21 protein-coding genes and 1 riboswitch are annotated in these 23,194 nt (G+C 52.2%); of the genes, 9 read left to right on the forward strand and 12 right to left on the reverse strand.

The annotated features are described in order from the left end of the window. Positions 1 to 75 precede the first annotated feature (75 nt). The gene (locus CGZ75_RS15380) at positions 76 to 3,135 is read right to left on the reverse strand and encodes an efflux RND transporter permease subunit (protein WP_089525155.1); all 3,060 of its coding nucleotides are present in this window, start codon (positions 3,133 to 3,135) and stop codon (positions 76 to 78) included. Between the two features lie 335 nt (positions 3,136 to 3,470). On the opposite strand from CGZ75_RS15380, the gene CGZ75_RS15385 reads away from it, so the two are divergent. Beyond that, on the forward strand, positions 3,471 to 4,997 hold the full coding sequence (locus CGZ75_RS15385) for an MFS transporter (protein WP_089525156.1): 1,527 nt from the start codon (positions 3,471 to 3,473) through the stop codon (positions 4,995 to 4,997). A gap of 230 nt (positions 4,998 to 5,227) precedes the next feature. On the opposite strand, the gene CGZ75_RS15390 is transcribed toward CGZ75_RS15385, so the two are convergent. Both CGZ75_RS15390 and CGZ75_RS15395 read right to left on the reverse strand, forming a co-directional pair. Then, on the reverse strand, positions 5,228 to 5,443 hold the full coding sequence (locus CGZ75_RS15390; protein ID WP_089525157.1) for a hypothetical protein: 216 nt from the start codon (positions 5,441 to 5,443) through the stop codon (positions 5,228 to 5,230). A 163-nt stretch (positions 5,444 to 5,606) separates the two neighbouring features. Next, entirely contained in the window at positions 5,607 to 6,518 is a 912-nt protein-coding gene (locus CGZ75_RS15395; RefSeq protein WP_089525158.1) for a LysR family transcriptional regulator, read from the reverse strand. Positions 6,519 to 6,754: 236 nt separating this feature from the next. Between CGZ75_RS15395 and CGZ75_RS15400 the strand changes: the two genes are divergently transcribed. The 3 genes from CGZ75_RS15400 (at position 6,755) to CGZ75_RS15410 (ending at position 10,650) form a co-directional block, all read left to right on the forward strand. Then, positions 6,755 to 7,930, forward strand: coding sequence for a GerAB/ArcD/ProY family transporter (locus CGZ75_RS15400; RefSeq protein ID WP_089525159.1), 1,176 nt, complete (start codon positions 6,755 to 6,757; stop codon positions 7,928 to 7,930). Positions 7,931 to 8,157: 227 nt separating this feature from the next. Continuing rightward, positions 8,158 to 9,186, forward strand: a complete 1,029-nt coding sequence (locus tag CGZ75_RS15405) for an LLM class flavin-dependent oxidoreductase (protein WP_089525160.1) — start codon at positions 8,158 to 8,160, stop codon at positions 9,184 to 9,186. Positions 9,187 to 10,014: 828 nt separating this feature from the next. Then, entirely contained in the window at positions 10,015 to 10,650 is a 636-nt protein-coding gene (locus tag CGZ75_RS15410; RefSeq protein ID WP_245850879.1) for a LuxR C-terminal-related transcriptional regulator, read from the forward strand. 66 nt (positions 10,651 to 10,716) lie between these two features. Here CGZ75_RS15410 and lepB read toward each other — a convergent pair whose 3' ends face one another. The 4 genes from lepB to CGZ75_RS15430 all read right to left on the reverse strand — a co-directional run bounded on the left by lepB (position 10,717) and on the right by CGZ75_RS15430 (position 13,184). Further along, a complete protein-coding gene (lepB, locus tag CGZ75_RS15415) occupies positions 10,717 to 11,235 on the reverse strand; it encodes a signal peptidase I (protein WP_089525161.1) in 519 nt (172 codons plus the stop codon). Next, positions 11,232 to 11,732: a hypothetical protein gene (locus tag CGZ75_RS15420; RefSeq protein WP_089525162.1), complete on the reverse strand. Its 501-nt coding sequence runs from the start codon at positions 11,730 to 11,732 to the stop codon at positions 11,232 to 11,234. Before CGZ75_RS15420 ends, lepB begins: the two co-directional genes overlap by 4 nt. 108 nt (positions 11,733 to 11,840) lie before the next feature. Continuing rightward, complete coding sequence (locus CGZ75_RS15425; RefSeq protein WP_089525163.1) at positions 11,841 to 12,611, reverse strand: hypothetical protein; 771 nt, start codon at positions 12,609 to 12,611, stop codon at positions 11,841 to 11,843. A 78-nt stretch (positions 12,612 to 12,689) separates the two neighbouring features. Continuing rightward, positions 12,690 to 13,184: a hypothetical protein gene (locus CGZ75_RS15430; protein WP_089525164.1), complete on the reverse strand. Its 495-nt coding sequence runs from the start codon at positions 13,182 to 13,184 to the stop codon at positions 12,690 to 12,692. Between the two features lie 397 nt (positions 13,185 to 13,581). Between CGZ75_RS15430 and CGZ75_RS26365 the strand changes: the two genes are divergently transcribed. Continuing rightward, positions 13,582 to 14,484, forward strand: a complete 903-nt coding sequence (locus tag CGZ75_RS26365; protein ID WP_089525165.1) for a general stress protein — start codon at positions 13,582 to 13,584, stop codon at positions 14,482 to 14,484. 116 nt (positions 14,485 to 14,600) lie between these two features. On the opposite strand, the gene CGZ75_RS15440 is transcribed toward CGZ75_RS26365, so the two are convergent. From CGZ75_RS15440 to CGZ75_RS15450, 3 genes are all read right to left on the reverse strand, one after another. Beyond that, entirely contained in the window at positions 14,601 to 15,908 is a 1,308-nt protein-coding gene (locus CGZ75_RS15440) for a nucleobase:cation symporter-2 family protein (RefSeq protein ID WP_089525166.1), read from the reverse strand. Beyond that, positions 15,901 to 16,521, reverse strand: a complete 621-nt coding sequence (locus tag CGZ75_RS15445; protein ID WP_089525167.1) for a xanthine phosphoribosyltransferase — start codon at positions 16,519 to 16,521, stop codon at positions 15,901 to 15,903. Before CGZ75_RS15445 ends, CGZ75_RS15440 begins: the two co-directional genes overlap by 8 nt. A gap of 174 nt (positions 16,522 to 16,695) precedes the next feature. Further along, positions 16,696 to 16,799, reverse strand: a riboswitch (purine riboswitch). An 80-nt stretch (positions 16,800 to 16,879) separates the two neighbouring features. After that, on the reverse strand, positions 16,880 to 17,920 hold the full coding sequence (locus CGZ75_RS15450) for an AraC family transcriptional regulator (protein ID WP_089525168.1): 1,041 nt from the start codon (positions 17,918 to 17,920) through the stop codon (positions 16,880 to 16,882). Between the two features lie 126 nt (positions 17,921 to 18,046). On the opposite strand from CGZ75_RS15450, the gene CGZ75_RS15455 reads away from it, so the two are divergent. Beyond that, positions 18,047 to 18,628, forward strand: coding sequence for an NAD(P)H-dependent oxidoreductase (locus CGZ75_RS15455; protein ID WP_089525169.1), 582 nt, complete (start codon positions 18,047 to 18,049; stop codon positions 18,626 to 18,628). Positions 18,629 to 18,676: 48 nt separating this feature from the next. On the opposite strand, the gene CGZ75_RS15460 is transcribed toward CGZ75_RS15455, so the two are convergent. Beyond that, positions 18,677 to 19,294, reverse strand: a complete 618-nt coding sequence (locus CGZ75_RS15460) for a DNA-3-methyladenine glycosylase (RefSeq protein WP_245850880.1) — start codon at positions 19,292 to 19,294, stop codon at positions 18,677 to 18,679. Positions 19,295 to 19,440: 146 nt separating this feature from the next. Here CGZ75_RS15460 and thrC point away from each other — a divergent pair, with 146 nt between their 5' ends. Then, positions 19,441 to 20,832, forward strand: a complete 1,392-nt coding sequence (thrC, locus tag CGZ75_RS15465; protein ID WP_089525170.1) for a threonine synthase — start codon at positions 19,441 to 19,443, stop codon at positions 20,830 to 20,832. Between the two features lie 206 nt (positions 20,833 to 21,038). Here thrC and greA read toward each other — a convergent pair whose 3' ends face one another. After that, positions 21,039 to 21,512 (reverse strand): transcription elongation factor GreA, encoded by a 474-nt coding sequence (gene greA / locus CGZ75_RS15470; RefSeq protein ID WP_089525171.1) that lies wholly within the window; start codon positions 21,510 to 21,512, stop codon positions 21,039 to 21,041. Between the two features lie 157 nt (positions 21,513 to 21,669). Between greA and CGZ75_RS15480 the strand changes: the two genes are divergently transcribed. Then, on the forward strand, positions 21,670 to 22,542 hold the full coding sequence (locus CGZ75_RS15480; RefSeq protein ID WP_141136781.1) for a superantigen-like protein SSL4: 873 nt from the start codon (positions 21,670 to 21,672) through the stop codon (positions 22,540 to 22,542). Positions 22,543 to 22,875: 333 nt separating this feature from the next. Then, positions 22,876 to 23,094 carry a hypothetical protein gene (locus CGZ75_RS15485; protein WP_089525174.1) on the forward strand — a complete coding sequence of 73 codons (219 nt, stop codon included), beginning with the start codon at positions 22,876 to 22,878 and terminating at the stop codon, positions 23,092 to 23,094. Positions 23,095 to 23,194 lie beyond the last annotated feature (100 nt).

Below are 23,194 nucleotides of genomic sequence, written 5' to 3' on the forward strand. Positions count from 1 at the left end.
GACTGCGTGCCAATAGAAAAAGACCTGGATTAGGCGATTGAACGCCATATCCAGGTCTTTTTTCACACTTCCCGCCTAAACTCCCGTTCCCGGAACCCCAGGATCGCTGCCTGCCACAGCAGTTCGCGTGCGCCCCGCTTCTGCAACAGCCTCACGCCGTTGGCGGGCTGACTTGCGGAAGAACAGAACTTCATAGATGCACGGTACAATGATCAGTGTCAGCACGGTGGCGACGACCAGACCGCCGATAACAACGATGGCCAAGCTTTGCGAGACGATGCTGCCGCTCTCCGACGAACCAAACACCAGCGGCAGCATGGCGCATACCGTTGCGATGGCCGTCATCAGAATCGGCCGCATCCGTGTGCCTGCCGCTTCCAGCAGCGCCTCGCGAATCGTCATATGCTCCTCGTTCTGCTTGACGCGATCGATCAGTACGATCGCGTTCGTTACAACGATGCCGATGAGCATCAGCGCTCCAAACATCGCCGTGAAGTCCGGCGTGACCTGCGTCACGATCAAGCCAAGCACCGCCCCGATGGCAGCGAGCGGCAGCGTGAACAGAATCGCCAGTGGCGCGCGCAGTGTTTTGAACGTCAGCACCATGATAAGGTAAACGATGCCAATGGAAATCAGCGCGATCATGCCGATAGCAGAAAAGTCCTGCATCATATCGGCTGAAGCGCCGCCAACATGGACTTTGACGCCTTCAGGCAGTTCCAGGCCAGTCACGGCTGTGCTTATGTCCTTACCGACAACCGACAAGCGGCTCGGCTCTGCCGATACGGTAATTCGCACATAAGGCTTGCCATCTTTCAGATAGTACATGGCTGGTTTATCTTCCTTGACCCACTTGGCGACAGCCGATACCGGCTCCGGTCCCTTGTCAGTCAGAACGATCAAGCCATCCAGATCAGCAGCCTTCTGCGGCTGCAATGCCGGCTGCAGCATAATCGGTACCTGCCGGCCGTCCTCTTTCGTCAGCTTCCCGACCGGGATCGGATTCAGCATGCCCTGCAGCTGCTGGGCGAGCTCCCCCGCTTTAGCACGGGTCGCATCAACTTGCAGGGTATAAACAGGCTTCAGCTCCTGCTGATTGCTCTCAACCTTGAGCACATCCTTGATCGGCTTAATACCAGCCATAACCTTATCAGCCGCCCCGCTCACCGCAGCCAAATCTGGACCAGTCACGTCGATGAATACCTGTGATCCGCCTCCGCTGCTCATCCTGCTGGAGGTTTGTACGTTTAGCTCCGCATCGGGATAAGAAGCGGCTTGCTTTTTGACTGTTTGGGACATAACCTCAGCATCCGTACCCTTTTTCAGATCCAGCATATAAGTAACTTCGGTCCGGGAGGACACTTCTCCGTATTGGGCAGACTCCGCATTGCCTCCGGACGACATATACAACCAATTCTTATCTGTGAATCCCTTCAAATATGTTTCCAGCTTCTTACCCTCGGACAAAACTTGCTCCTGAGTCGCATCTGCCTTGAACTTCAGCGTTACGGTCAGAGTGGATGCGTCCGAGGAATCGATCGCGCCTTTCGGCATCACCACGTAGGCTGCAATCGAGCCAGCCAGCAGCAGCACAGAGATCGTCAGCGGCAGCCACTTGCGGTGCAGATTCCATTCCAGGAAACGTTGGAAACGGCGGGACGGCTCATGCTCCGTCATTTGCACACCACGGAACAGTCCTGCGCTCAAAAGCGGGATGACGGTCAGCGCGACTAACAGCGAGGACAGAAGCGAGTACGTCACGGTTAGCGCAAACGGCAGCAGGAAATCCTGCAGCGAGCCGCGCAGCAGCCCCATCGGCAGGAAGACGGCGACCGTCGTCAGCGTCGAAGCCGTAATGGCTGTAGACACCTCACGCGTAGCGTCGATGACGAGCGCTGTGGAGAAGCTCTCTTTTTTCAATCGCCGGAAGATGTTCTCGATGACGACTATGCTGTCGTCCACGAGCCTCCCGACCGCAACGGCCACCCCGCCAAGCGTCAGGATGTTCAGTGACACGCCGGATAGATCCAGCAGAAACAAGGTGAGGCCGAGCGACAGCGGGATCGACACGATGGTAACAAGCGTCGCCCGGATATTGCGCATGAATAAGAGAATGACCAATGTGGCAAAAAGCGCACCCAACAGCACCTCTCGCAGCATGCTATTTACGGAATGCACAACATCCTCAGAGGTGCTCGTCAGCACCTTCAACTGGGCTCCCGCCAGCTCCTTGTTCAGTCGCTCTACGATATCATTAACGCCCTCGCCGACCGCTACCGCATTGGCTCCAGCGGTTTTGGTGACGACGAGTACCATTGCGTCCTGACCGTCTAGTCGGCTGACGCTGTCCGCGTTAACCTTTTCCTCAATCTTCGCCACATCCCCAAGTACAACCCCCGGTGCGACCGGCAGCTTGCGCAGCGTCTCCAGATCGTGCAAACTGGACGTTACATTCAGATTGACGGCACTCCCGTCCAGCAGACTCTCACCGATAGAGGCGGAGCTGGTACGACCTTGCAACACGCCATAAAGCGCCTGCATCGGCACGCCCCTCTCCGCAAGGCTGACCGCGTCAGGCGTAATCGATATGGATGACGAAGGCCGACCGGATAGCTGCACAGAGCCGACTCCATCCAGGCTCTGGAACGACTCCAGTACTTCTTTTTCAGCTTCCTCCCGCTTAACCGCAATGACCGTTTCGTCGAAAGTAAGCGTCACCCAGCTGATTGGAATCATCGAAGTGTTGAGCTGGATGATATAAGGAGCGGCTACCCGCTCTGGCAAAGGCACTGCGGCTATTGCCCGCTCCACATCCGCCCTGGCCTGCTTCATATTCGTCTTGTCATCAAAAGACAGGTTCACCTGTGAATAGCTGTCTCCTGACGAGGCAAATGAAGCCGTTTTTCCTTTGATAGCCGCCGTTGCCTCCTGAATCGGCTTTGTCACCAGCGCCTCCATCGAGGCAGCGTCATAACCCGGCCCAATCGCCGTAATCGTCACCTGCGGATTATCCGCCTCCGGCAAGAATTCCATTGGCAGCTTTAAATAGCTGATAATACCCATTCCCAGCACCAGTACGATGCACAGCCATACCGCTGCCTTGTTGCGAAAAGCTCCCGTAATAAAAGACCTCATCCCCATGTTCCTCCCGATTGTCCGCTTTTTCTCTCTGCTGGTCTAACTTTCTTGTCTGACAAAGTGTACATCGGAGCAGGCCGCGTCTGTAATCGCCTCGAGAATGGTATTGCCGCCCTCCTCCAGTACGGGGGACGACTCGGGCTAGAGACCGAGAGCAGAAGGAGAACATGAGGTGTACCCGCTTGGGTGAAGTCGATAGGTATTTTATATATTTACATGCTATATATTTAGATGGTATATATTTATGCAGTGATATATCTTGAATCAAGACGCGCTTGGGAAGCGAAGGCTGTAGCGTGTAGAGCAACTAAACCGAGGAAAGAAGGCCTTTAATGACAGGATCACGCTCTAATCAAACACTCGTCATTGTTGCAATGGCGCTTGGATTGTTGATGTCATCGCTGGATAATACGATCATCGCATCTTCCATCAATAAGTTAAGCGAGGACTTCAACGTATTTGATAAAGTAAGCTGGGTATTTACAGCCTATATGCTCGCTTCAACTAGCACGATGCTCGTTTTCGGCAAGTTATCCGATCTGTTCGGTAGAAAAATGTTCTATTTAATCGGGATCGGAATTTTCCTTATTGGCTCCGCCCTATGTGGAATTGCTCAAAACGCGGATCAGCTCATTTGGTTCCGCGCCCTTCAAGGCATTGGCTCCGGCGCTCTGCTGCCAATCAGCTTCACGATCATCTATACCATTTTTAATGATCCGAAGGATGCCGCGAAAATGTCAGGTGTATTCGGAGCCATCTTTGGTCTCTCCTCCGTTGCGGGGCCGCAGTTAGGTAGCTTTATCGCTGAGCATTTCGGCTGGAGATGGAATTTTTATATCAACGTCCCCATCGGCTTAGCCTCTATGATCATTTTAATGATCGCGTTAAAGGAAACCCGCTCCGACCGCAAGCCTAAAATCGATTATTTGGGAACGTTGTTCCTCATCATTACGACCGTTTCCTTAATGCTCGCGCTTGAATGGGGCGGTAAAACTTACGCTTGGAGCTCTTGGCAGGAAATCAGCTTATTTGCAGCATCAGCCCTATTCGGCACTTTGTTCATTCTCGTTGAGCTGCGAGCGCCCGAGCCCGTGCTTCCATTAACTATTTTTAAAAATAAAATGGTACTGGGAACAAGCATCATCTGCTTCTGCCAAGGCGTCATCATGTTCTCGGCGATTACGTATCTGCCCAGCTTTACCGTAGGGGTATTAGGTCAGCCCAACTCTAACGGCGTATTAACGCCGATGATGGGTTCGCTCATTGCCGGAGCCATTTTATTCGGCTTCTTGCAATCTAAATTTGCCTTCCGTACGCTGATGCTCTACACGATGGTGATGACAATCATCGTCGCTTCGCTGCTATCCACTATCAGCTCCCATGCTTCAAACGGGTATATGATCGCGCTGATGATTTTGCTCGGTTTTGGCGCAGTTGGGCCTCTAATGAGCGTGGCTCAGAGTGCAATTGCAGCAAATGTGGATCCCAAATATATGGGCATCAGCTCTTCAATTGTCGGATTCTGGCGTAACATTGGCGGCATCGTAGGTGCATCCATCATGGCGACGATTGTGAATAACAACCTGAGCCGGTTAATAACAGCGGGAGCTAGCCAAGCTGGCATTCCCGCCGACAAAATCAGCACATTAGCTAATCCAGAACTGCTTATGCGGGCAGGCGGCGACTTGGACCCTCAAATTCGGGGCTTCCTGCAAGAGGCGATGGGAACAGCGATCAACCACGGCTTTATATTAAGCATCTGCATCGGCGTCATTGGTTTCGTTACGGCCATGTTCGTGGGATCAAGCAGAATAAGCTCTAAGAAAGAGCAACAGCCAGCTGTTGCCTCTCATATCTAAATCACCTGATGGATGGAAAAGGCCTCTAACATTAGAAAAAACGCCTCCTCCTATTCACTCGTGCCGCACAATGGCATGTTGAATAGGAGGAGGCGTTTCTGCTTTTTAAACGATGACAAAATCTCTTTTTCTTTGTAACAGGCTCGGACTGCCTAACAGGTTTACCAACAGCCGCGAGCGGATGACGCGCCTGTACGCAACACTGATATGCCGGATCAAACCAAGCATTGCTACCCTTTTAATCTGGGGTTACCGTCAAGGCCGCCAGGCAATACGATGTTGAACCCTACAGATTCCTCTGCAATTCCGAGATTCCCTCCATCTGCAACGGAGCGGGGCGCAAACGCACAAATGACAATGACGAGAAGGATGAAAAGCACAAGCCCCACACTTTTGGAGTTACCATTAAAGCCTCTAATCTCAGCCTTCCTTGAATTAATAATCATTGTAGTTTACTCCTGTTAGTCTCAATTTAAGATCTCATAAAAATAGACTATGAGAGCAACAAGAGAAGGTGGCGGCGCAAACCTATCGTGGTATAACTTCCTTTTCAATGAAGCTATGAATGGAGCTGAATCCTTTCCTGCAATGAGGCGAGCCCCGCTCGTATCACCCCTTGCGTCCCGCAACCGCCTTCTCGAGTTCCTCGACATAAGCTGCTCCCAAGCGCGAGAGCGTCCGGTGGCGATGGCTAATCCAGCCGATCTCGATCATCTCCTCGCATTCGAGAGGGACTGGGATAATCTCGTTGCCATTGAGATCGGCGCTAAGCACTCCCGTCGAAATCGTATATCCGTTGAGACCGATCAGCAGGTTGAACAGCGTAGCTCGGTCGCTGACGCGGATGCTTTTGGGATGGGACAGCGTACTCATAATCTCCTCGGCAAAATGAAAAGAATTATACTCCCCCTGATCAAACGACAGATAGGGATACGGCTCCAGATCCTCAATCGTGACGCTCGATTGGCGCGCCAACGGATTGCGGATGCTGATGAACACATGCGGCTCCGCCGTGAACAGGCTGTTGAACTCCAGATTGGCGGAGGCCAGCAGCTTCTGGATCACCTGGGCATTAAACTCATTGCGGTAAAGGATGCCGATCTCACTGCGCAGTAAACGAACATCCTCGATAATCTCATGTGTCTTCGTCTCGCGCAGGGCGAGCTCGTACTCCTCCTGCCCGTATTGCTCGACGAGCTGGACGAATGCATTCACCGCGAACGCGTAGTGCTGAGTCGACACAGAAAAATGCTGGGGAGCCTGGCGAGCGTTGCGATAGCGACTCTCCAGCAGATCCGCTTGCTCTACAACTTGCCTGGCGTAGGCGAGGAACTCCGTCCCCTCGAGCGACAGCTCAATACCCTTGTTCGTCCGCCGGAAAATCGTGATCTGGAGCTCCTGCTCCAGCTCTTGAACCGCTTTAGACAAGCTTGGCTGCGAGATGAACAGGCGACGTGCCGCCTCATTCATAGAACCCCGCACCGCTACTTCAATGATATAGCGCAGCTGCTGCAGTGTCATGGGATCGGCCCCTCTTTCTCGTTCATGTCTGATGTTAGATAGACCCAGTATAGGCTAGGAGGCCGCAGTCGTAAATGCATGTCCCCACGGCATCAAGCTCAGACGCTGATCTCTCAAAGGGAACTTTGCTACGTCGGGATCTTAGCTTTGGATAGCCTTTCCAACCGTTGGAAATACTACTTAAGCTTCTGTCGAAGCTGAACTCATTCGTTTTTTTGAGATAGGTGGATCTTTGCATGCATACGACCAACAACTTCCGGATTACTGCACGCCAATTCAAGATTACCATCATCTTCAGCGTCATCGGAGACACCATTCTCATTCTACCGAACATTGTAGGGGGCTCAGCCAAGCAGGATGCATGGATTTCCATGTTGATAGCTCTTACCGGAGGCATGTTAGCCGGATGGCTGTTTTCCTCTATGTCCGGACGCCAACCTGGTCTCAGCGTTATCGGCGCCGCTAAAAGTTTAGCCGGAAAATGGGTTGGAGGCCTGATTGGGCTCGTTCATCTCTTTTTCTTCTATCTCTTGGCGATCTCGCTGCTAATGGAAATTAGCTTTTTTATGAAAACTCAATTGATGCACGATACCCCTTCCGAGGCCATCGTTTTTGCCTTTCTTATCGTTGTGACAGCAGGCATGCGTTATGGAGTGGTAAGCTTTGTACGCATGAGTGAATTGCTGTTTCCTATTTTTATCGCCATGTTCCTCTTTCTGACTCTATGCCTGCTTCCTCAGGTCGATTTGCACCATCTGACCCCCATCGCCAGCAACGGCATCGGCCCGATTCTGAAGGGTGCTTACCCGGCTTTTACTTTTGGATTCGTGGAAACAGTAGGCATTCTAATGCTTCTTCCTTACCTCGATGGAGGACGAAAAGCCATTATGCGGTCGATCCGGGACGGTTTTTTGATCGGGTGGATCTTTCTTTTCATTATCGTTCTGCTCTGCGTGCTCGTGCTCGGCCCCGATATGATGGAAAAAAAGTACTTCCCAACCTTTCTGCTGGCACAACGGATTGAGATTGGGCAGTTTTTAGAGCGGGTGGAAGCCGTGCTCGCTTTCCTCTGGATCGTAACCGTTTTTTATAAAACGATTCTGTACGGCTACTCCATGATGAGAGGACTAGCCGAAATCCTTAGCTTGAAGGAAGAGCGCTTCCTCGCGATGCCGCTGGCGCTGCTGCTGCTTGCGGGCACCCAGATCAATGCTCCAAGTATTGCGGGATATAATGAAATTTTGAGTTATGCCCCCAATTACGATGTGACGGCTTATCTGATCTTTCCTTCCCTGCAGTATTTGCTGCTTGGACTTCCTGCCTTCAAGAAGAATCGACGGCCAGGCAACAACAGCCAAGGCTCCGAACAAGAGGGCAATAATCTTCAGAAAAAAGAAAAAGGAAAGACATAGGTCAACTAAGCCAGTCGGCTTGCAGACGGGAATCCCGTCCCACGGACGGTGATGCCGTTTGGCCTTCACGCTAGAATGTAATATCCGATCGGATTATATTCTTGTGTTGCTTTCGCCAACGTTTCCCTGTCCCGTGGACGTTGATACCATTCGGTTTGCATGTTAGAATGAATATTCGATTGGTCGTTTTCGCGTCACAAACAACAAAGTACAGGAGGAACAACCACATGCACACCTCTGACCATAAATCCATAAAGTATTCCATCCTTGATCTGGCTCCCGTCACCGAGGGCTCAGAAGCTTCGGATTCGTTCCGCCGCACGCTGGAGCTGGCTCAACTTGCAGAAGAGCTCGGCTACCATCGCTACTGGCTTGCCGAGCATCATAACATGCCTGGAGTATCCAGCTCCGCCACTTCGCTCGTCATCGGGCATGTAGCCGGAGGCACAAGCCGTATCCGCGTCGGCTCCGGAGGCATCATGCTGCCGAACCACGCTCCGCTAGCCATTGCCGAGCAATTCGGTACACTGGAGTCCCTCTATCCTGGCCGGATTGATCTCGGTCTCGGACGTGCGCCAGGCTCCGATCAGCCCGCATCCAGAGCATTGCGCCGGGGACTGACTGCCGGCGGCCAAGATTTCCCGGAACTGCTGAGCGAGCTGAGAGGTTACTTCGACCCCTCACTCGGCACCGCTGCACCTGGAGTGCGTGCTGTGCCTGGAGAAGGACTAGACATTCCAATCTGGCTGCTGGGATCGAGCGGTTTCAGCGCTGAGTTGGCCGGTCAGTTAGGGCTGCCTTTCTCTTTTGCCAGCCACTTCGCACCTGATTATCTGCTGCCGGCGCTTTCGCTGTATCGCAGCAGCTTCAAGCCTTCTCGTCATCTGGATAAACCTTATGCCATGGTAGCTATAAACATCGTCGCAGCGGATACCGAGCGTACAGCCGAATGGCTGGCAACCTCGCAGCAGCTGCAATTTTTGAACATTATTCGCGGGCGCACCGGCAAGCTACAGCCTCCCGTCGATTCGATGGATGGATTATTATCGCCCCAGGAGCAGGCGGCGCTCTCCAATACGCTGCGTTATTCCATTGTGGGCACAAAAGAAATGATCAAACAGCGCCTGCCTGAGATCCAACAGGCGACCGGCGCCGATGAATTCATCATCTCGAGCCAGATTTTCGATCATGAGGCCAGGCTGAATTCCTTCCGCTTGGCGGCGGAAGCTTGGAGCGAGCTGCAGCTTTCCCGTTGACCTGATCTGATATAACAAAAGAGGGTGCCTCCAGAGTCAATCGAAATGATCTCTGAAGCACCCTCTACTCGTTCAATATAGGCGGACGGCGCTGCATCGTTTTCGAATGTGAGGCGGCTTGAACTTTCACTTTTATATGAATGGTCAAGCTATACGCTCTGAGTTCCGCTCGCCCATTAATTCATACTCCTCCCTCGGTAGCGTAATAATTTGTAGCTTGTTTTGAGGCGAAATAAGCTCTCTCAGTTCCGTAAGAATGTGCGTGGACAAGCAGAGCACGAGCGCTTTGAGATTCCCTAGTGTTAAAGCGAAGCGATAGAAACTTGCACACAGGGGCTGTCCCTAGTCATCCAAGGAGTGACCATTGAGACGCCCCCTTTGCTATTGCTTACCTTTTTTTAAGTATTTCAAGATCCCAATAATAATCCATTCGATGATATGATAAAAAACTGATATAGATATAGCAGCCATAAAGCTATCAACAAATATCCCCTCAAATAATCCAGCAACCATAAAGATAATAATAGTTTCTGCAATAATACCTGAATCCGTTCCGTCACGGATTCAGGTTTAACCATATTTCTAAAATATTAATCAGGACATTTTCACTATTTTTAACACAATAAGGAATTTTATTACAATAGAAATAAACACCGCTACAACTAGAGATATCGCAACACCATTGCGCGAAGCCTTCATTGAGAAGATCAAATAAGAATTGTATAATAAGAAAATCATCCTATTTTGTATGCCTGTGCCAACAACGGAAAATGTCCATGAGGATTTGAAATACAGTTCATAATTGATAGAGAGGGGATAAACATAACGATGTCGATCGGAGTCATAGTCGTGGACCCCTATCAGTTAGTGCGAAGAGGGATTACATCCATCTTGTCAGGCGTGGATTCCATCCAGGTAGTGGGCGAGGCCTCGGATCGCAAGGAAGCGCAGGCGCTTATCCAAAGTTTGAATCCAGAAATTTGCATTATGAACAACCGCATTAACCAGCAAAGCGGGCTAGATGTGATCGGCAAGCTCAAGCTTGCAGGGGCATCTTGCAGCTTCGTTTACTTAACCTCATTCATGCAGCCTTCCGAACTCAAACAGGCACTAGAGCTGCAGGTCGAAGGACTTGTATTGAAGGAAGCGCTTCCCGAGGAGCTGATTCATGCCATCCGCATGATTTCACGCGGACGCAAGTATTACGATGTCGAGCTGCTAGAGTCCCGCTTAACGGACAAGCCGACGGACAAGTCGACGAATCTGACGCCCAAGGAGAGCGAGGTTCTCCAGATGCTGAGCGAAGGTTTGTCCAACAGGGAGATTGCCGCCCGGCTCTTCGTGACCGAGTACACGGTGAAGAAACATGTGAGCCAAGTTCTCGCCAAGCTCGATCTGCCCGACCGTACAAAAGCCGCACTCTTCTATCATCAGCAGAACCGATCCCAATCGATCGGCGGATAGCCCCATAATCGCCCTATCTCAATACAACAAGCCGATGGACTTTGGTCCACCGGCTTGTTGTATTGGTTAGGAAAGCGGCGCTGCTATAGCGCCCCAAGGCAGAAGCTTGATCAGCGCATAACCTTGAATATCCTCTACAAGCACCTGTCCAAGCTCAGGGCTGCGGCTGTCGAGGCTTGCTCCAAGATCACGATTATCTCCAAGTACAAAAACATGCCCCTCCGCCACTTCCTGCGAGCCTATGTCCTCTGACTTGCCGATCGAATACAGCTCCGACAGCGGACTGCCGTTTACGTAAGCCACTCCATCCGAGATTGAAACTGAATCTCCCTCCGTTGCTATGACACGTTTGACGAGGCTGTAACCCAATGCCTCACTGCCAATAACTACTACGTCGCCATATTCCGGCTTGTCTATGTACAGAGATAACTTGTTAATTAACAAAATATCGCCGCTGCTCAGCGACGGAAGCATCGATTCACCCGACACTCGACTGAGCCCAGCGGCATTGGTCAGGATAAACATAGCCAGTGCAAGGCCGATGATATAGCGGATCCAACCGATCAGCTTCGACCGGCGGGTCATGGCTGTCCGCTGTTATACACTTCCTCGGTTACTGTAGGCGCAGCTGGTACATTCAGTCCGGACATCGTCGACCGGGCCGATTCCACAATGCCTGCAAGCTGGGAAGCATAGTCCTGCTTCTGCTGCTCATTGTCGAAGCTGCGCGAGCGAAGCAATTCATCCGCGTAATTGCGAATTTCCTGGATACGGACCGCCTTCTCCTGCTCAGCATACTGCTCGAACTCCGCTTCTTGCTGAAGCAGATCCGCCCGAAGCTGCTCTTGAAGCCGCTTCTTCTGCAGCTCCGTTTCCTGGCTGATTGCCGTCTCTAGGCCGCTGATAGCTGTTGCAGTCTCAATGCCGGCCCAAGCGAGAATTTTTCCCTTCAGGTCCACATCTGCATAGGCTGCACCAGCTGTAACCGCCATCGTAATCCCGATCGCAGCCACTCCGATTAGCGTCCGCTGCTTCCAGCCACTAGGATTGGCCGCTCTTACGCTGCCTCTTTGCTTCCTCATTTCGCATTCCGCTCCCCTCTGTGCAGAGAGGGAGCATCGCAGGAATTCAAGGAATCCCCGCCATGCTCCCTATTGTCAGGCCTTGATGTTATGGGCGCTCAAGGACAATTACTTAATCGTTGCAGCTGCTTCCAGCGCGACCAGTGCGGCTGCTGTTTTCTTGTCAGCTTCTGCTTTAACAACTGCTTTGCTCAGCTCGACTTGTTGCTTAGCATAAGCAGTCAGTTCAGCGCGCAGCTCAGCGATTTTAACTTCGATGTGGGCACGAACTGCTTTGTCGGAAGTTGCTGCTTGGTCTTTGATCAGTTGGTTAAGCTTAGCTTGACGATCTTGAATCGTAGCCGTCAGATTGTCTACGGACGATTTTTGGTAAGCGGCAACGTCTTTACCGACTAGCTCAACACTTTTCGGTGTTTGTGCGTCAACTACTTTTTTCAGGCCGTCTTCACCATAGATTTTCGCTTGAGCCTTCAGACCGTCAACCGTTCCGTTCACGGAGTCTACGAAAGTTTGGAAGTCGCCAGGAGCTTTAGCCTCAAGGCCGTTAGCAGCAGCGTTCACTTGGTTGATGTAGTCATTTTTTTGCTTGTTGAGCGTCAGCATGGATGCAGTAGACTGATCTTTTTGGAAAGAAACAACTTCATTTACGGAGTTGCTTTTCAGCGTATTGTACTCGTTGTTGTAGTTGTTCAGGTTTTTCGCGTAATCAGCCGTTGCATCAGCCGTTACTTTATTTGTAGTTTGCTTGAAATTCGCTTGGTACCAGCTCGAAAATTGGCCGCTGATGTCCACGCCTGCGAATGCCGTTCCCATGCTTGCCAGAATACCCGTTGCCAGTACACCTACAGCGATTTTTGTTTTGATTGATTTGATAGCCATGATTGAATTTCTCCTTTTTAAATGGGTTTAGGTATGGGCCTTCTCTGGATTACTCCAGTATGTAAGCGGCCTGTCCGACTACTCCGCCGGTTCAGGCGGTTTTTCCTTATGTACAAACTCTGTCAGCAGCTCGTCCAGTGCCTCCTCCAACTCAACGTCGACCTGTGATCGACCGGCTTCAACTGCCTCGTTGAACTGGCTTTCAATGCTGCCTTGTGCTCCGACTCCGCCTGCCAGCTCGGCTTGCGCCTCGTCCAGCCCTTGAAGGTAAATCTCATACTGATTGTTGTAAGCATCGAAAGCCCCTTGACGGGCCAATTGAGTGGCATCGTCCACCTGCTTCCCGTAGGTCAGTTGCCATTCCTTGACTATCGAGTCGGCTGCGGACTGGAATGATTCGCGAGCTTCGGCCTCCGCCCCCCCGCGGAGTTCTTCTGCCTTCTTATCGGAAGCATCCCAATACCATTTCTGCATAGTCGCCTTTACGTCTATAGCTCCGTAGGCTGTTCCCGAACCTATCGCTGCTGCTAGCAAAAGCACTACCGTTCCTGTAGCCATGCCTGCGCGTTTCATCCCGTCTCACCTCCAAATTCGTATCAGGGACTTTCGTCCTGCTGTCTGAATCAAGTATAGAACGGAAGCACTGGTAGAAGCTTCATTCAATAGGATACTTTTAGTTATTCCAGTAAGCCCCAATAAATGAACGAAAAGGAGAAGCAGCCTCATCGCTTTGGTGGAGTATCACCACACCGATTTTGAACCTATCAGACTCCACTAGTAGAACATCACCCTATCCTGAAGAGCCAAGCATCATCTCCAAAAGAAGCATCCAGGAAAGGAATTTATCGACATGGGCATGAAATCCATGTGATCCTATACGTTTATGACGATTGCTACAAGGTTAAATACCTTCAACAGCAACTTACTCGAAACAACCGAATCCCACTCGATGAAAGAGAGGTTTTACAATATGAGCAAGAAAATTGTTGGAGTTTATGACACAGAGCAAGCAGCGATCCACGCCATTGAGCATTTGAAGCAGCACGGCGTTGATGGAGACGACATCTCAATCCTAGCGAGGGACAAAGGCGATGTATCGGCGATCCAAAAGGAAACCGGAACCCGAGCGCCTGAAGGAGCCGCAGCTGGAGCTGCCGGAGGCGGTATGCTCGGCGGCCTGACAGGGCTGCTGGTCGGCATCGGAGCTCTCGCCATTCCTGGCATCGGCCCAATCGTCGCAGCGGGGCCAATCGCGGCCGCCCTGGCGGGAGCCGCTGTCGGAGCTGGAGCGGGCGGCCTAGTAGGTGGCCTGATCGGACTCGGCATCCCGGAGAACGAAGCTTCTCTTTATAATGAATACGTGCAGGATGGCAACATTCTCGTATTGGTAGAATCGCGGGCAGAGCGTGATCATAAAGTCTATGATGCTCTCCGCAGTACAGGCTCCATCAACTCCCCTTCGTATGAACGGGATGTGCAGCCTTATAACCAAACTGCTGCAGCCAGCGAGCTGCGAACCGACGCAGGTGCTGTTCCTGCCAGTGAAATCTATCCCGATAGACAGCCCGTTCGCAGCAAGGACTCCGATCCTTCCACCACGATTGGACTTTCAGGCAGCAGCTACGCCGATCGCGATCTGGACAGAGATGGCCGCGTAATGGGCGCCGACCGTGATCCGGTAGATGGCAGCTACCGAGCAGCCGACGGTTATGCAGAGCTCGAGCGCAACCGCGACAGCCGCTACTACGAAAGTGACAATCGGAGCGACCGACCAGATGCCCCGCGCCTTGATCATGACCGTGACGGAGACGGTGATGTGACACTCAAGGAGCGTGCGCAGAACCTTCGCGACAAGGTCGATAAACGTCTCTAAATCTTTTCCTACTATAAAATAGGAAAAATAAAATGCCCTTCCGGTATCCTGTTCGCAGGATCAGCCCGGAAGGGCATTTTTTCATAAAAGGAAATTCACTCTTGGACAAAGCTCGGTTAGGTCGCTTCTCCAGCTTCTTGATATGCGGTCGTCGACTCGCGTCGGCGACTCATGAGAATATTAAGAATGATAGCAGTCAATGAGCCGGTGACGATGCCGCTTTGAAGCAGCATGGACAGCTCGGGTGGCAGCTTGCCGAACATCGCAGGCACGGTAGCGGAACCAACGCCGACAGCCAAGCTACAGGCAACGATCATCAGATTGCCTTCTTTGCGCAGGTCGATCTCAGACAAAATACTCATGCCAGCCGCAGCGACGGAACCGAACATGACGATCATCGCTCCACCCAGCACCGCATTCGGTACAACTGTCGTGAGCGCCGCCAGCTTCGGCAGCAGGCCGAGCAGCACCATAATGCCTCCAGCGGCGAAGATGACGTTGCGCGTTTTCACCTTGGTCAGTGTGAGCAGGCCGACGTTTTGGGAGAAAGCGGTGTACGGGAAAGCATTAAGAATGCCGCCCAGCATAATGGCCGCTCCCTCAGAACGTAAACCGTTGACGATTTGACGCTGTTCAACCTTCTGATCGGTCGCTTTGCCTACGGCGAGATAGACGCCAGTCGACTCCACCATGCTGACGATGTTCACAAGAATCATCGTGCCGATCGCGACGAGGCTGATCTGCGGCGTTCCGAAGTAGAATGGCTGAGGAACGCTTAGCCAAGAAGCTTCCGCAACACCAGCGAAGCTGACCATGCCCATCGCATAAGCGGCGCCTGTACCGACCGCAAGCCCGACGAGCACGGAGACGGTGCGCAGGAATCCTTTGGCGAAGCGGCTAACGAGCAGGATGACAACGAGCGTTAACAAGCCGAGCAGCAGGTTGCGCGGAGCGCCGAAGTCAGGTGCTCCCTGGCCGCCAGCGACGTTATTCATCGCAACAGGAATGAGTGACAGGCCGATAATCGTCACAACCGAGCCGGTGACAACCGTTGGGAAAAAGCGCAACAGCTTGCCATAAAGCGGCGCGGCCAAGAGTACAAACAGGCCGGATATAATAATCGCGCCGTATACCGTGGCCATGTTATATTGCGAGCCGATGATGATCATCGGACCGACTGCTGTAAAGGTACAGCCGAGCACAACCGGTAGGCGACTGCCGAACCAACGGGTGCCGAGCACCTGCAGCAAAGTTGCCAATCCACAGGTGAACAGGTCAGCCGCGATTAGATACGCCATTTGAGCCGGAGTAAGTCCGAGCGCTCCACCGACGATGAGCGGTACCACGACCGCTCCGGCGTACATGGCGAGCACATGCTGCAGACCGAGCGCGGCGACCTTGGTCGGAGCGAGCGGCTTAGACATGAGCGCCTTCCTCTCCACGAGCGGTTATAGCCGCTTCAGCCTCGTGTACATATGTCACTTCACCCGGTTTCATCGAGGCGATGCGTGCCAGCGAATGTATTTCTACACCCATTGCCTCCAGCAAGCCGCGCCCCTCTTGGAAGCTCTTCTCAATGACGCAGCCAACGCCGCATAGCTGAGCTCCGGACTGCTTCACGATGTCTACCAAGCCAATCAAGGCTGCGCCCGTTGCCAGAAAATCATCCACAATTATGACTCGATCCTCCGGGGACAGATAGGACTGCGAGATGCTGACTTGATACGTCTCCCCACGGGTGAACGAAACCACCTCGGATGAATACAGCTTTTCGGTGAGGGTGACCGCCTTTTTCTTCTTGGCATAAATGAAAGGCACGTCCATCGCGATGCCTGCCGCCATCGCAAATTGGATGCCGCTCGCCTCGATCGTCAGTATTTTCGTAATTCCCCGCCCCGCGAAGATGCGTGCGAATTCTTGTCCAATTTCCAGCGCCAAGCGTGTATCAACCTGATGATTCAGGAACGAATCCACCTTCAGAACTTTTTCAGAGAGAATCAACCCATCCTCACGGATGCGTTTTTCTAATTTTTCCATATGGTTGAGCAACCCCTTTTCCTTATAATCCCGATAAATAAAAAAATAATGAAAACAAAAAAGACAGATCCCTCTCTGGATACTGCTCCAAAGTGAGATCTGTCGTCATTGACAAGTCTGGTCTACGCCCGCCGCCTGGCAGCCATGGGCCTGAATTCAGGCACGGCCCCGCTAGGCGCGGGCGCTCTCACTCATAGTCGGATGATTACATTGGTCATCCGGTAGAAACTTATGGGCCATATCCCCATTATTATACGAGCTTTATTCGTTTTGTCTTTTGTCATCCTACACGTTTCGACAAAGGCTTGCAACAAAAATATGCAACATCGCGATGTAAGCTTTTGGAAGTGGTATTTTCTCAGTAACCTCCCGCCGTCCGCCCTGCTTCACGACCCCTGCTCTGTCGGTATTGTCCCGGCGTCTGTCCGGTCCATTTCTTGAACGCGCTATGAAAGGCGCTCGGCTCGGAAAAATGAAGCAAATACGCGACCTCTGCCACGCTATGTTCCTCCCGAGACAGGTACCGTAATGCTAGCTCCCGGCGCAGCTCCGCCGCAAGTCGATTGAAAGTAGTACCCTCCAGCTTCAGCCGAGCCTGCAGATTGCGCGTGCTCATCCCGAGTGCCCGGGCGGCTTCAGCCAGCGAAGGAAGTGCCGCTCCGGCGTGATCCAGCAAGTAGCGGGATAGTTGCAGCGTCGTTTGGCGGCCCTCCTGCATACTTGCATATACCCGATCTGCGACCGCCTTGAACTCCTGAAGCAGCCGTTCGTCGCGAGCCAGCACCGGCCAATCCATGACCTCATCGGCCACCCGCAGTTCGCACGCCTCCGCACTGAATTCCGGCATGACACCAAGCACTTTCCGGTACACCTCTGGGTCAACCACTGGCGCATGCTGCAAGGATAGGCCGAATGGAACAAGCGAACGGCCAACGAGGCGGGACACAGCCCGGTACAAAGAAGCGACCATATCCTCCGTGCAGTGACGCGACACCTTTACAGATGGGTCCCAGATTCGGAACCGCAGCGCTGTCATCCCTGCAGATAAAGGTATGACCTCTAAATCATAACCGCTGCATATCATCTGATGATATCGGTTCAACGACTCGACCGCTTCCCTCACCGTGCCGCAATGCTGCATCACATAACCAGGGATACCGAGATCGGAGAACTCCATCGTCGCTCCTTGATTGAAGCCGAACAGCCGGTCGCCGGTGAACCGACTAGCCTCCTCCATCAATCGGTCCATCTCTTCATAGGAGATGCGGGCATCCCCGCGCTGCAGCAGTTCCGGGTCCAAGCCCGTCTCCCGGCAAAAAAGCTGCGTATCAAAGCCCCGCGCCGCCATACCCCGGATCGATGCGGCGAGCAGCGTGATTGACACCCCTTGCATACTCATCCCTTCGCCTCCCCTGCCTCAATGCGCCTTTCATCATGAACGAAGCGCCTTCGCTCACTGCCGTTTCCTTTAAACCAGTTTATCATGAAAGCATCAACCAACCGGAAGAAAGAGGGAGAAAATGTTATGACTAAAAAAATTGCGATCATCATCGGCCATCCAAATGCCGAAAGCTTCTGCCATTCCCTAGCCGCCAATTATGCCAAAGGAGCCGAGCGCTCCGGCGCTCAGGTAACGATTCTGGATCTCGCTGAGATGCAGTTTGATCCTATCTTGCACAACGGTTACCACAAACGCACCGAGCTGGAGGAGGATCTGCTGCATGCCCAGCGCGTGTTGCTGGATGCGGATCACACGGTTTGGATCTACCCGATCTGGTGGGCGACGATGCCGGCGGTGTTAAAAGGCTTTTTGGATCGCGTGCTGCTGCCTGGTTTTGCTTTCAAGTATACCAAGGGAAAAGCCGTTCCAGAAAAGCTGCTGCTCGGACGTAGTGCCCGAATTATCGCGACGATGGATGCTCCCGTATTGTATTACCGGGTAGTACTAAGGAACTCCGGGATTTATGCCATGAAAAAGGGGGTGCTGGAATTCAGCGGTATCCGTCCCGTAGCAACAACTCGATTGGGCAGCATCGGCAGTTCCACTCCCGATAAGCTGCAAGGCATGCTGGAGTTGGCTGAACGCCTCGGCCAACAGCAGAAATAAAACAAGCGGCCCGAAGCAGACAACTCTGTTTCGGGCCGTTTGTTTCCCCTAGCGATTGCGGGCTTTCGGTCCCGACACATTCGGGTTTCCCCGCTCCCAAAAACGCCAAGGGTAATCGCGCGCCTCGCCGCTGTTGTCGATCCCTATGCGCGGACCAGCCGCAATCTCTCCAGCCTCTCTTCCAACTGCTACGTAAATGGGCGGTTTCCATAAAGGACGCGCATAATCCTCCATCGTTATTCCCAGTGCCTGAGCCAGCTTGCCGGGGCCGCTGGCGAGCTCCGCGAGCTTCTTGTTCCCACCTCGTCGGCGCTCCATCAGCTCAATGCCTGCGCAAGGCTCCAGCGCCCGAATCAGCACTCCCTGCGGGCAGCCAACTTCCGCGCTGACAATGTTTAGCAGACAGTGCGTGTGCATCACATGAGCATAGGCATGTCCTGGTTCCCCAAACATAATCTCCGTTCGGGCGGTGCGCCGTCCCCCATAGCTATGCGCTGCCCCGTCATGCGGGCCGCAGTAAGCTTCCGTTTCCACAATCCAGCCGGCGGCGATTCCCTCCAGAGATTCCTTGACGAGCACCATGCCCATTAGCGCTTGTGCCAACTCCAATGTGGGCAACCGGAAAAATTCCGGCTGAACCGCTTGCCATGCCATTTTTTCTTCCATATGTGATCGCTCCTTTGCAGCGTTCTTTTCCTATTAAATACATAGCTTGGCGCAGCTAATCTCATCCTATTTTAAGCGGCAGGGGTGGGTAAAGGGGCTATTTTCTGTTACAATAACGAAAAATTCACACAGATTAGGGGATCGATATGGAGTACATCAGCACGAGAGGCAAAGTGTCCGGAGTCGGCTTCATCGACGCCATCCTGATGGGACTGGCGGATGACGGCGGCCTGCTCGTACCCGCCCGAATTCCTCAGGTGTCCGCCGACACCTTGAAGCAGTGGCAGGAGCTCAGCTACCAGGAGCTTGCCCTTGAAATCTTCACCTTGTATATTGGCGAGGAAATTCCTCGCGAGGAGTTGCGCCAGCTCGTGGACGACAGCTACTCTACTTTCCGCGATGCTGACGTTACCCCGGTGCGCAAGCTGCACGAGGGCTTGGACGTAATGGAGCTGTTCCATGGCCCAACCTTCGCCTTTAAAGACGTGGCCCTGCAATTTCTCGGCAATCTTTACAGCTACGTAGCGCGTAAAACGGGATCGACGATCCACATCGTCGGTGCGACTTCCGGCGACACCGGCGCCTCTGCCATAGAGGGCGTACGCGGCAAAGAAGGCATTCGCATCTGCATTCTTCATCCGCATGGCAAAGTAAGCAAAGTCCAAGAGCTGCAAATGACAACGGTTGATGACGCCAATGTATTGAACCTCGCGATCGACGGCACTTTCGACGACGGCCAGCGCATTATTAAAGAGCTGTTCGCGGACGTACAATTCAAACACCGCTACCATTTGCGCGCGATCAACTCCATCAATATCGCCCGTATTCTGGCACAAACCGTCTATTACTTCTATGCTTACCTGCAGCTGGCGCGCCGTGGACAAGCCGCAGCCGTGAGCTTCAGCGTACCAACAGGCAATTTCGGCGACATCTTTGCTGGTTACTTGGCAAAACGGATGGGCTTGCCGGTGAACCGACTGATTCTGGCAACCAATGAGAACAATATCCTGGCTCATTTCGTCAGCGAAGGTGTGTACCAACCCGGTGAATTCCGTGGTACGTACAGCCCATCGATGGATATTCAAGTGGCCAGTAATTTCGAGCGCTACCTGTTCTATCTGTACGGCGAGGACGCTTCGTCCGTCACCGAGTTGATGGAGCAGTTCAAGCAGAACGGGACGATCACCATCCCACAGGAAAAGCTGGCTGTCGTGCAAAGCGACTTCTCCGCACATGCTGTTCTCAACCAGGAATGTCTGGACACAATTGCACATTACCATAAGGAGAACGGTTATCTGCTTGATCCACATACGGCATGCGGCGTAGCCGCAGCTGACCGGTTGGCGTCCGAAAGCGGAGCAACGGTTGCCTTGTCGACGGCCCACCCGGCCAAGTTCGACGAGTCGATCCGCCTTGTCGGAATCGAGCAGCCATTCCCTTCGCAGATTTCAGGCCTGTTCGAGCAATCGCAGCATGTCGAGCTTTCGCCTGCATCGAATGAAGCGATTGCCGCTAGACTGGTGAAATTTTTCGAATAGCAAACTTAAGAGGGCGTCCTATTGTCATGCCAGCATGACGGGGGCACCCTCTTTTTGTTGAGCTTCAACACTTGTTTGGCTAAAAAGCGAGGACTGCCTCTGTTGCTAAGCCTCAACATCCGCATGACTAAAAAGCGAGGATGCCTGCGGCGTCATTACTGACCCCACAGGCATCCCCGCTTATTTAAATGACTTAATTTGCTTACTTACTTGCTGTTGATCCCCAGCACTTTATAGTTGATTTTGCCCACTGGAGCGTCTACCTCTATAACGTCACCGACACGCTTGTTCATCAGAGTTTTGCCAAGCGGGCTCTCATAGGAAATACGGTTCTCAATAACATCCGCCTCCGCGGGCGCAACGATCCGGTACTTCAGTTCCTCGTCAAACTCTTGGTCAAGCAGGGAGACGACCGAGCCAACCACAATCTTCGAGGTATCCGAGCTATCCGCTACACGCGCTTTTTTCAGCATTGCCTGGATCTGCAAAATCCGAGTTTCCATGAACGCCTGGTCTTCCTTGGCAGAGTGATACTCGCTGTTCTCTTTGAGATCACCGTAGCTGATTGCGGTTTTGATGCGCTGGGCCAGCTCGCGGCGTTTAGGACCCTTAAGCTCCTCCAGCTCGCCCTCCAGCTTGGCAAGACCTTCTGCGGTCAGGATAATTTCTTGATTGGACATTGCATTCTCTCCTATCGCTTGCTTATTCCTCTAGTGTAACACAATAAGCCTCCTCCATGCTTTGTTGGGCACGGTACATGCAACTTTTCCGATTTCAGTTCCGTCTCAATGGGTATACTTTAGTTATAAAGTAATTTTCACGGAGGAGGAACTCATCATGAATCGAAATGTCATCACTCTGTCCGTTCTACTCGCGGGCTCCGCCCTGCTTGGTGGGTGCGCCGCCAGCGCCGGTAGTCCTTCAGCTACCCTGCCGACCGCCTCGCTCTCTCCGGCTGCATCTGCCACCCTCACACCTGCGCCGTCTCTGTCGCCTTTGCCCACAGCTACTGCTACTGCTTCCCCATCGCAGAACGGTAGCGAGACGAGGAAGCCGAGCGCATCTACAAGCGCCACAAAGAGCGTTGACGTGCCACAACAGGTGCTGAGCATGCTGAAGAAAAAAGGAGCTGTTCTACCGAGAACCACTCCTTTGGATAAGGGTCAAAAACTGACCGCCTCCATCGCGAGCAACGATGCCAAAGGGTACAAGGTATACTTCTACGGCGCGCCGAAGGCTCTGCCGATAGGAGATCCTTCGCTGTCGCCGGATGGAAAAATCCCGGTGGCTGCCTCTTTCACAGCGCGTGGCAAGGACACGAAGCGTGATAAGGATCTTTTTGCCAAAATCGACTTCAGCCAGTGGCCTGCAGAGCAAGCGGTCGACCTCGGCCACAAGATCAAGGGCTATCCGGAAGGGGCCGCTGGCTCCCAATATTTAAGCTGGAAAGAAGGCCGCTGGCAGCTGCAGCTTCGCTCGACCACCGAGGACAAAATAGACAATGCTGCGATTGCCCGCAAAATCGTCAATTACCTGGAGAAGAACGCTCTGCCCGCTCCGCATGACAATGGCAAAATCACCATCGACTATCGCCCCGGCGGCAAAGAAGTTAAAGTCGGTGTCTACTGGCAGGATGGTGACATCGTCTACGAGCTTGAAACCGGACGAGTGCCGATCGACGCGTTGACAATGGCTGTGTCTGTAAAATAAATGCCAATCTGTTAAAATAACCTGCTCCGCTGAATGCGGAGCAGGTTATTTGTATGGCAGTAGGTACTCGACTAAATGCTTGGTTTATTGCTGCTGAATTATCGGTAATACCATCACCCACTGCGCCTTTATCCTCATTTTTAAGTCTTTTCCATCCTATAATGGAACATATATCCCTGTTTATATATGACATTTAGACTAATCTCAGATAAAAAGAACAATTGTAACCCAACAATCTTTACTGCTTTAGTAACTGTAAATATTTACGTATACATAGTACCCTATTTATATACAGAAAACTTTTTCCGAAAAAATCAAATAAGGAGTGTACTAATGAGCTGGAGAATGAAAAGAAAAAAAAGAAGCTTTTTTATACCTGCTTCAATACTTTCATTGATTATCTTGTCTTTTTTTGGTTTTTTGTTCAGCATGGATAATGGAGATAGTTATAAAAAAAATAATGAAGATATCGAAAAAGTGAATTCAAACAATGTTTCCACAGACAAGGAAAATGTTTACGAGAAAATAAAACAAAAAGATATTATTATATAGAGCGCACTTAAGATCATAACCAAACAAGCAGACGATCGATGGTTTCCATCGGATTCTTATTAATTCGATTCATAAATTGACTCACATGAAGCTTGATCTT

Source organism: Paenibacillus herberti (assembly GCF_002233675.1).
In the GTDB taxonomy this organism is placed as follows: domain Bacteria; phylum Bacillota; class Bacilli; order Paenibacillales; family Paenibacillaceae; genus Paenibacillus_O; species Paenibacillus_O herberti.

Coding starts and splice junctions, on each gene's coding strand:
- CGZ75_RS15380 (WP_089525155.1), bottom strand. CDS start 3,135: ATGAGGTCTTTTATTACGGGAGCTTTTCGCAACAAGGCAGCGGTATGG.
- CGZ75_RS15385 (WP_089525156.1), top strand. CDS start 3,471: ATGACAGGATCACGCTCTAATCAAACACTCGTCATTGTTGCAATGGCG.
- CGZ75_RS15390 (WP_089525157.1), bottom strand. CDS start 5,443: ATGATTATTAATTCAAGGAAGGCTGAGATTAGAGGCTTTAATGGTAAC.
- CGZ75_RS15395 (WP_089525158.1), bottom strand. CDS start 6,518: ATGACACTGCAGCAGCTGCGCTATATCATTGAAGTAGCGGTGCGGGGT.
- CGZ75_RS15400 (WP_089525159.1), top strand. CDS start 6,755: ATGCATACGACCAACAACTTCCGGATTACTGCACGCCAATTCAAGATT.
- CGZ75_RS15405 (WP_089525160.1), top strand. CDS start 8,158: ATGCACACCTCTGACCATAAATCCATAAAGTATTCCATCCTTGATCTG.
- CGZ75_RS15410 (WP_245850879.1), top strand. CDS start 10,015: ATGTCGATCGGAGTCATAGTCGTGGACCCCTATCAGTTAGTGCGAAGA.
- lepB (WP_089525161.1), bottom strand. CDS start 11,235: ATGACCCGCCGGTCGAAGCTGATCGGTTGGATCCGCTATATCATCGGC.
- CGZ75_RS15420 (WP_089525162.1), bottom strand. CDS start 11,732: ATGAGGAAGCAAAGAGGCAGCGTAAGAGCGGCCAATCCTAGTGGCTGG.
- CGZ75_RS15425 (WP_089525163.1), bottom strand. CDS start 12,611: ATGGCTATCAAATCAATCAAAACAAAAATCGCTGTAGGTGTACTGGCA.
- CGZ75_RS15430 (WP_089525164.1), bottom strand. CDS start 13,184: ATGAAACGCGCAGGCATGGCTACAGGAACGGTAGTGCTTTTGCTAGCA.
- CGZ75_RS26365 (WP_089525165.1), top strand. CDS start 13,582: ATGAGCAAGAAAATTGTTGGAGTTTATGACACAGAGCAAGCAGCGATC.
- CGZ75_RS15440 (WP_089525166.1), bottom strand. CDS start 15,908: ATGTCTAAGCCGCTCGCTCCGACCAAGGTCGCCGCGCTCGGTCTGCAG.
- CGZ75_RS15445 (WP_089525167.1), bottom strand. CDS start 16,521: ATGGAAAAATTAGAAAAACGCATCCGTGAGGATGGGTTGATTCTCTCT.
- CGZ75_RS15450 (WP_089525168.1), bottom strand. CDS start 17,920: ATGAGTATGCAAGGGGTGTCAATCACGCTGCTCGCCGCATCGATCCGG.
- CGZ75_RS15455 (WP_089525169.1), top strand. CDS start 18,047: ATGACTAAAAAAATTGCGATCATCATCGGCCATCCAAATGCCGAAAGC.
- CGZ75_RS15460 (WP_245850880.1), bottom strand. CDS start 19,294: ATGGAAGAAAAAATGGCATGGCAAGCGGTTCAGCCGGAATTTTTCCGG.
- thrC (WP_089525170.1), top strand. CDS start 19,441: ATGGAGTACATCAGCACGAGAGGCAAAGTGTCCGGAGTCGGCTTCATC.
- greA (WP_089525171.1), bottom strand. CDS start 21,512: ATGTCCAATCAAGAAATTATCCTGACCGCAGAAGGTCTTGCCAAGCTG.
- CGZ75_RS15480 (WP_141136781.1), top strand. CDS start 21,670: ATGAATCGAAATGTCATCACTCTGTCCGTTCTACTCGCGGGCTCCGCC.
- CGZ75_RS15485 (WP_089525174.1), top strand. CDS start 22,876: ATGAGCTGGAGAATGAAAAGAAAAAAAAGAAGCTTTTTTATACCTGCT.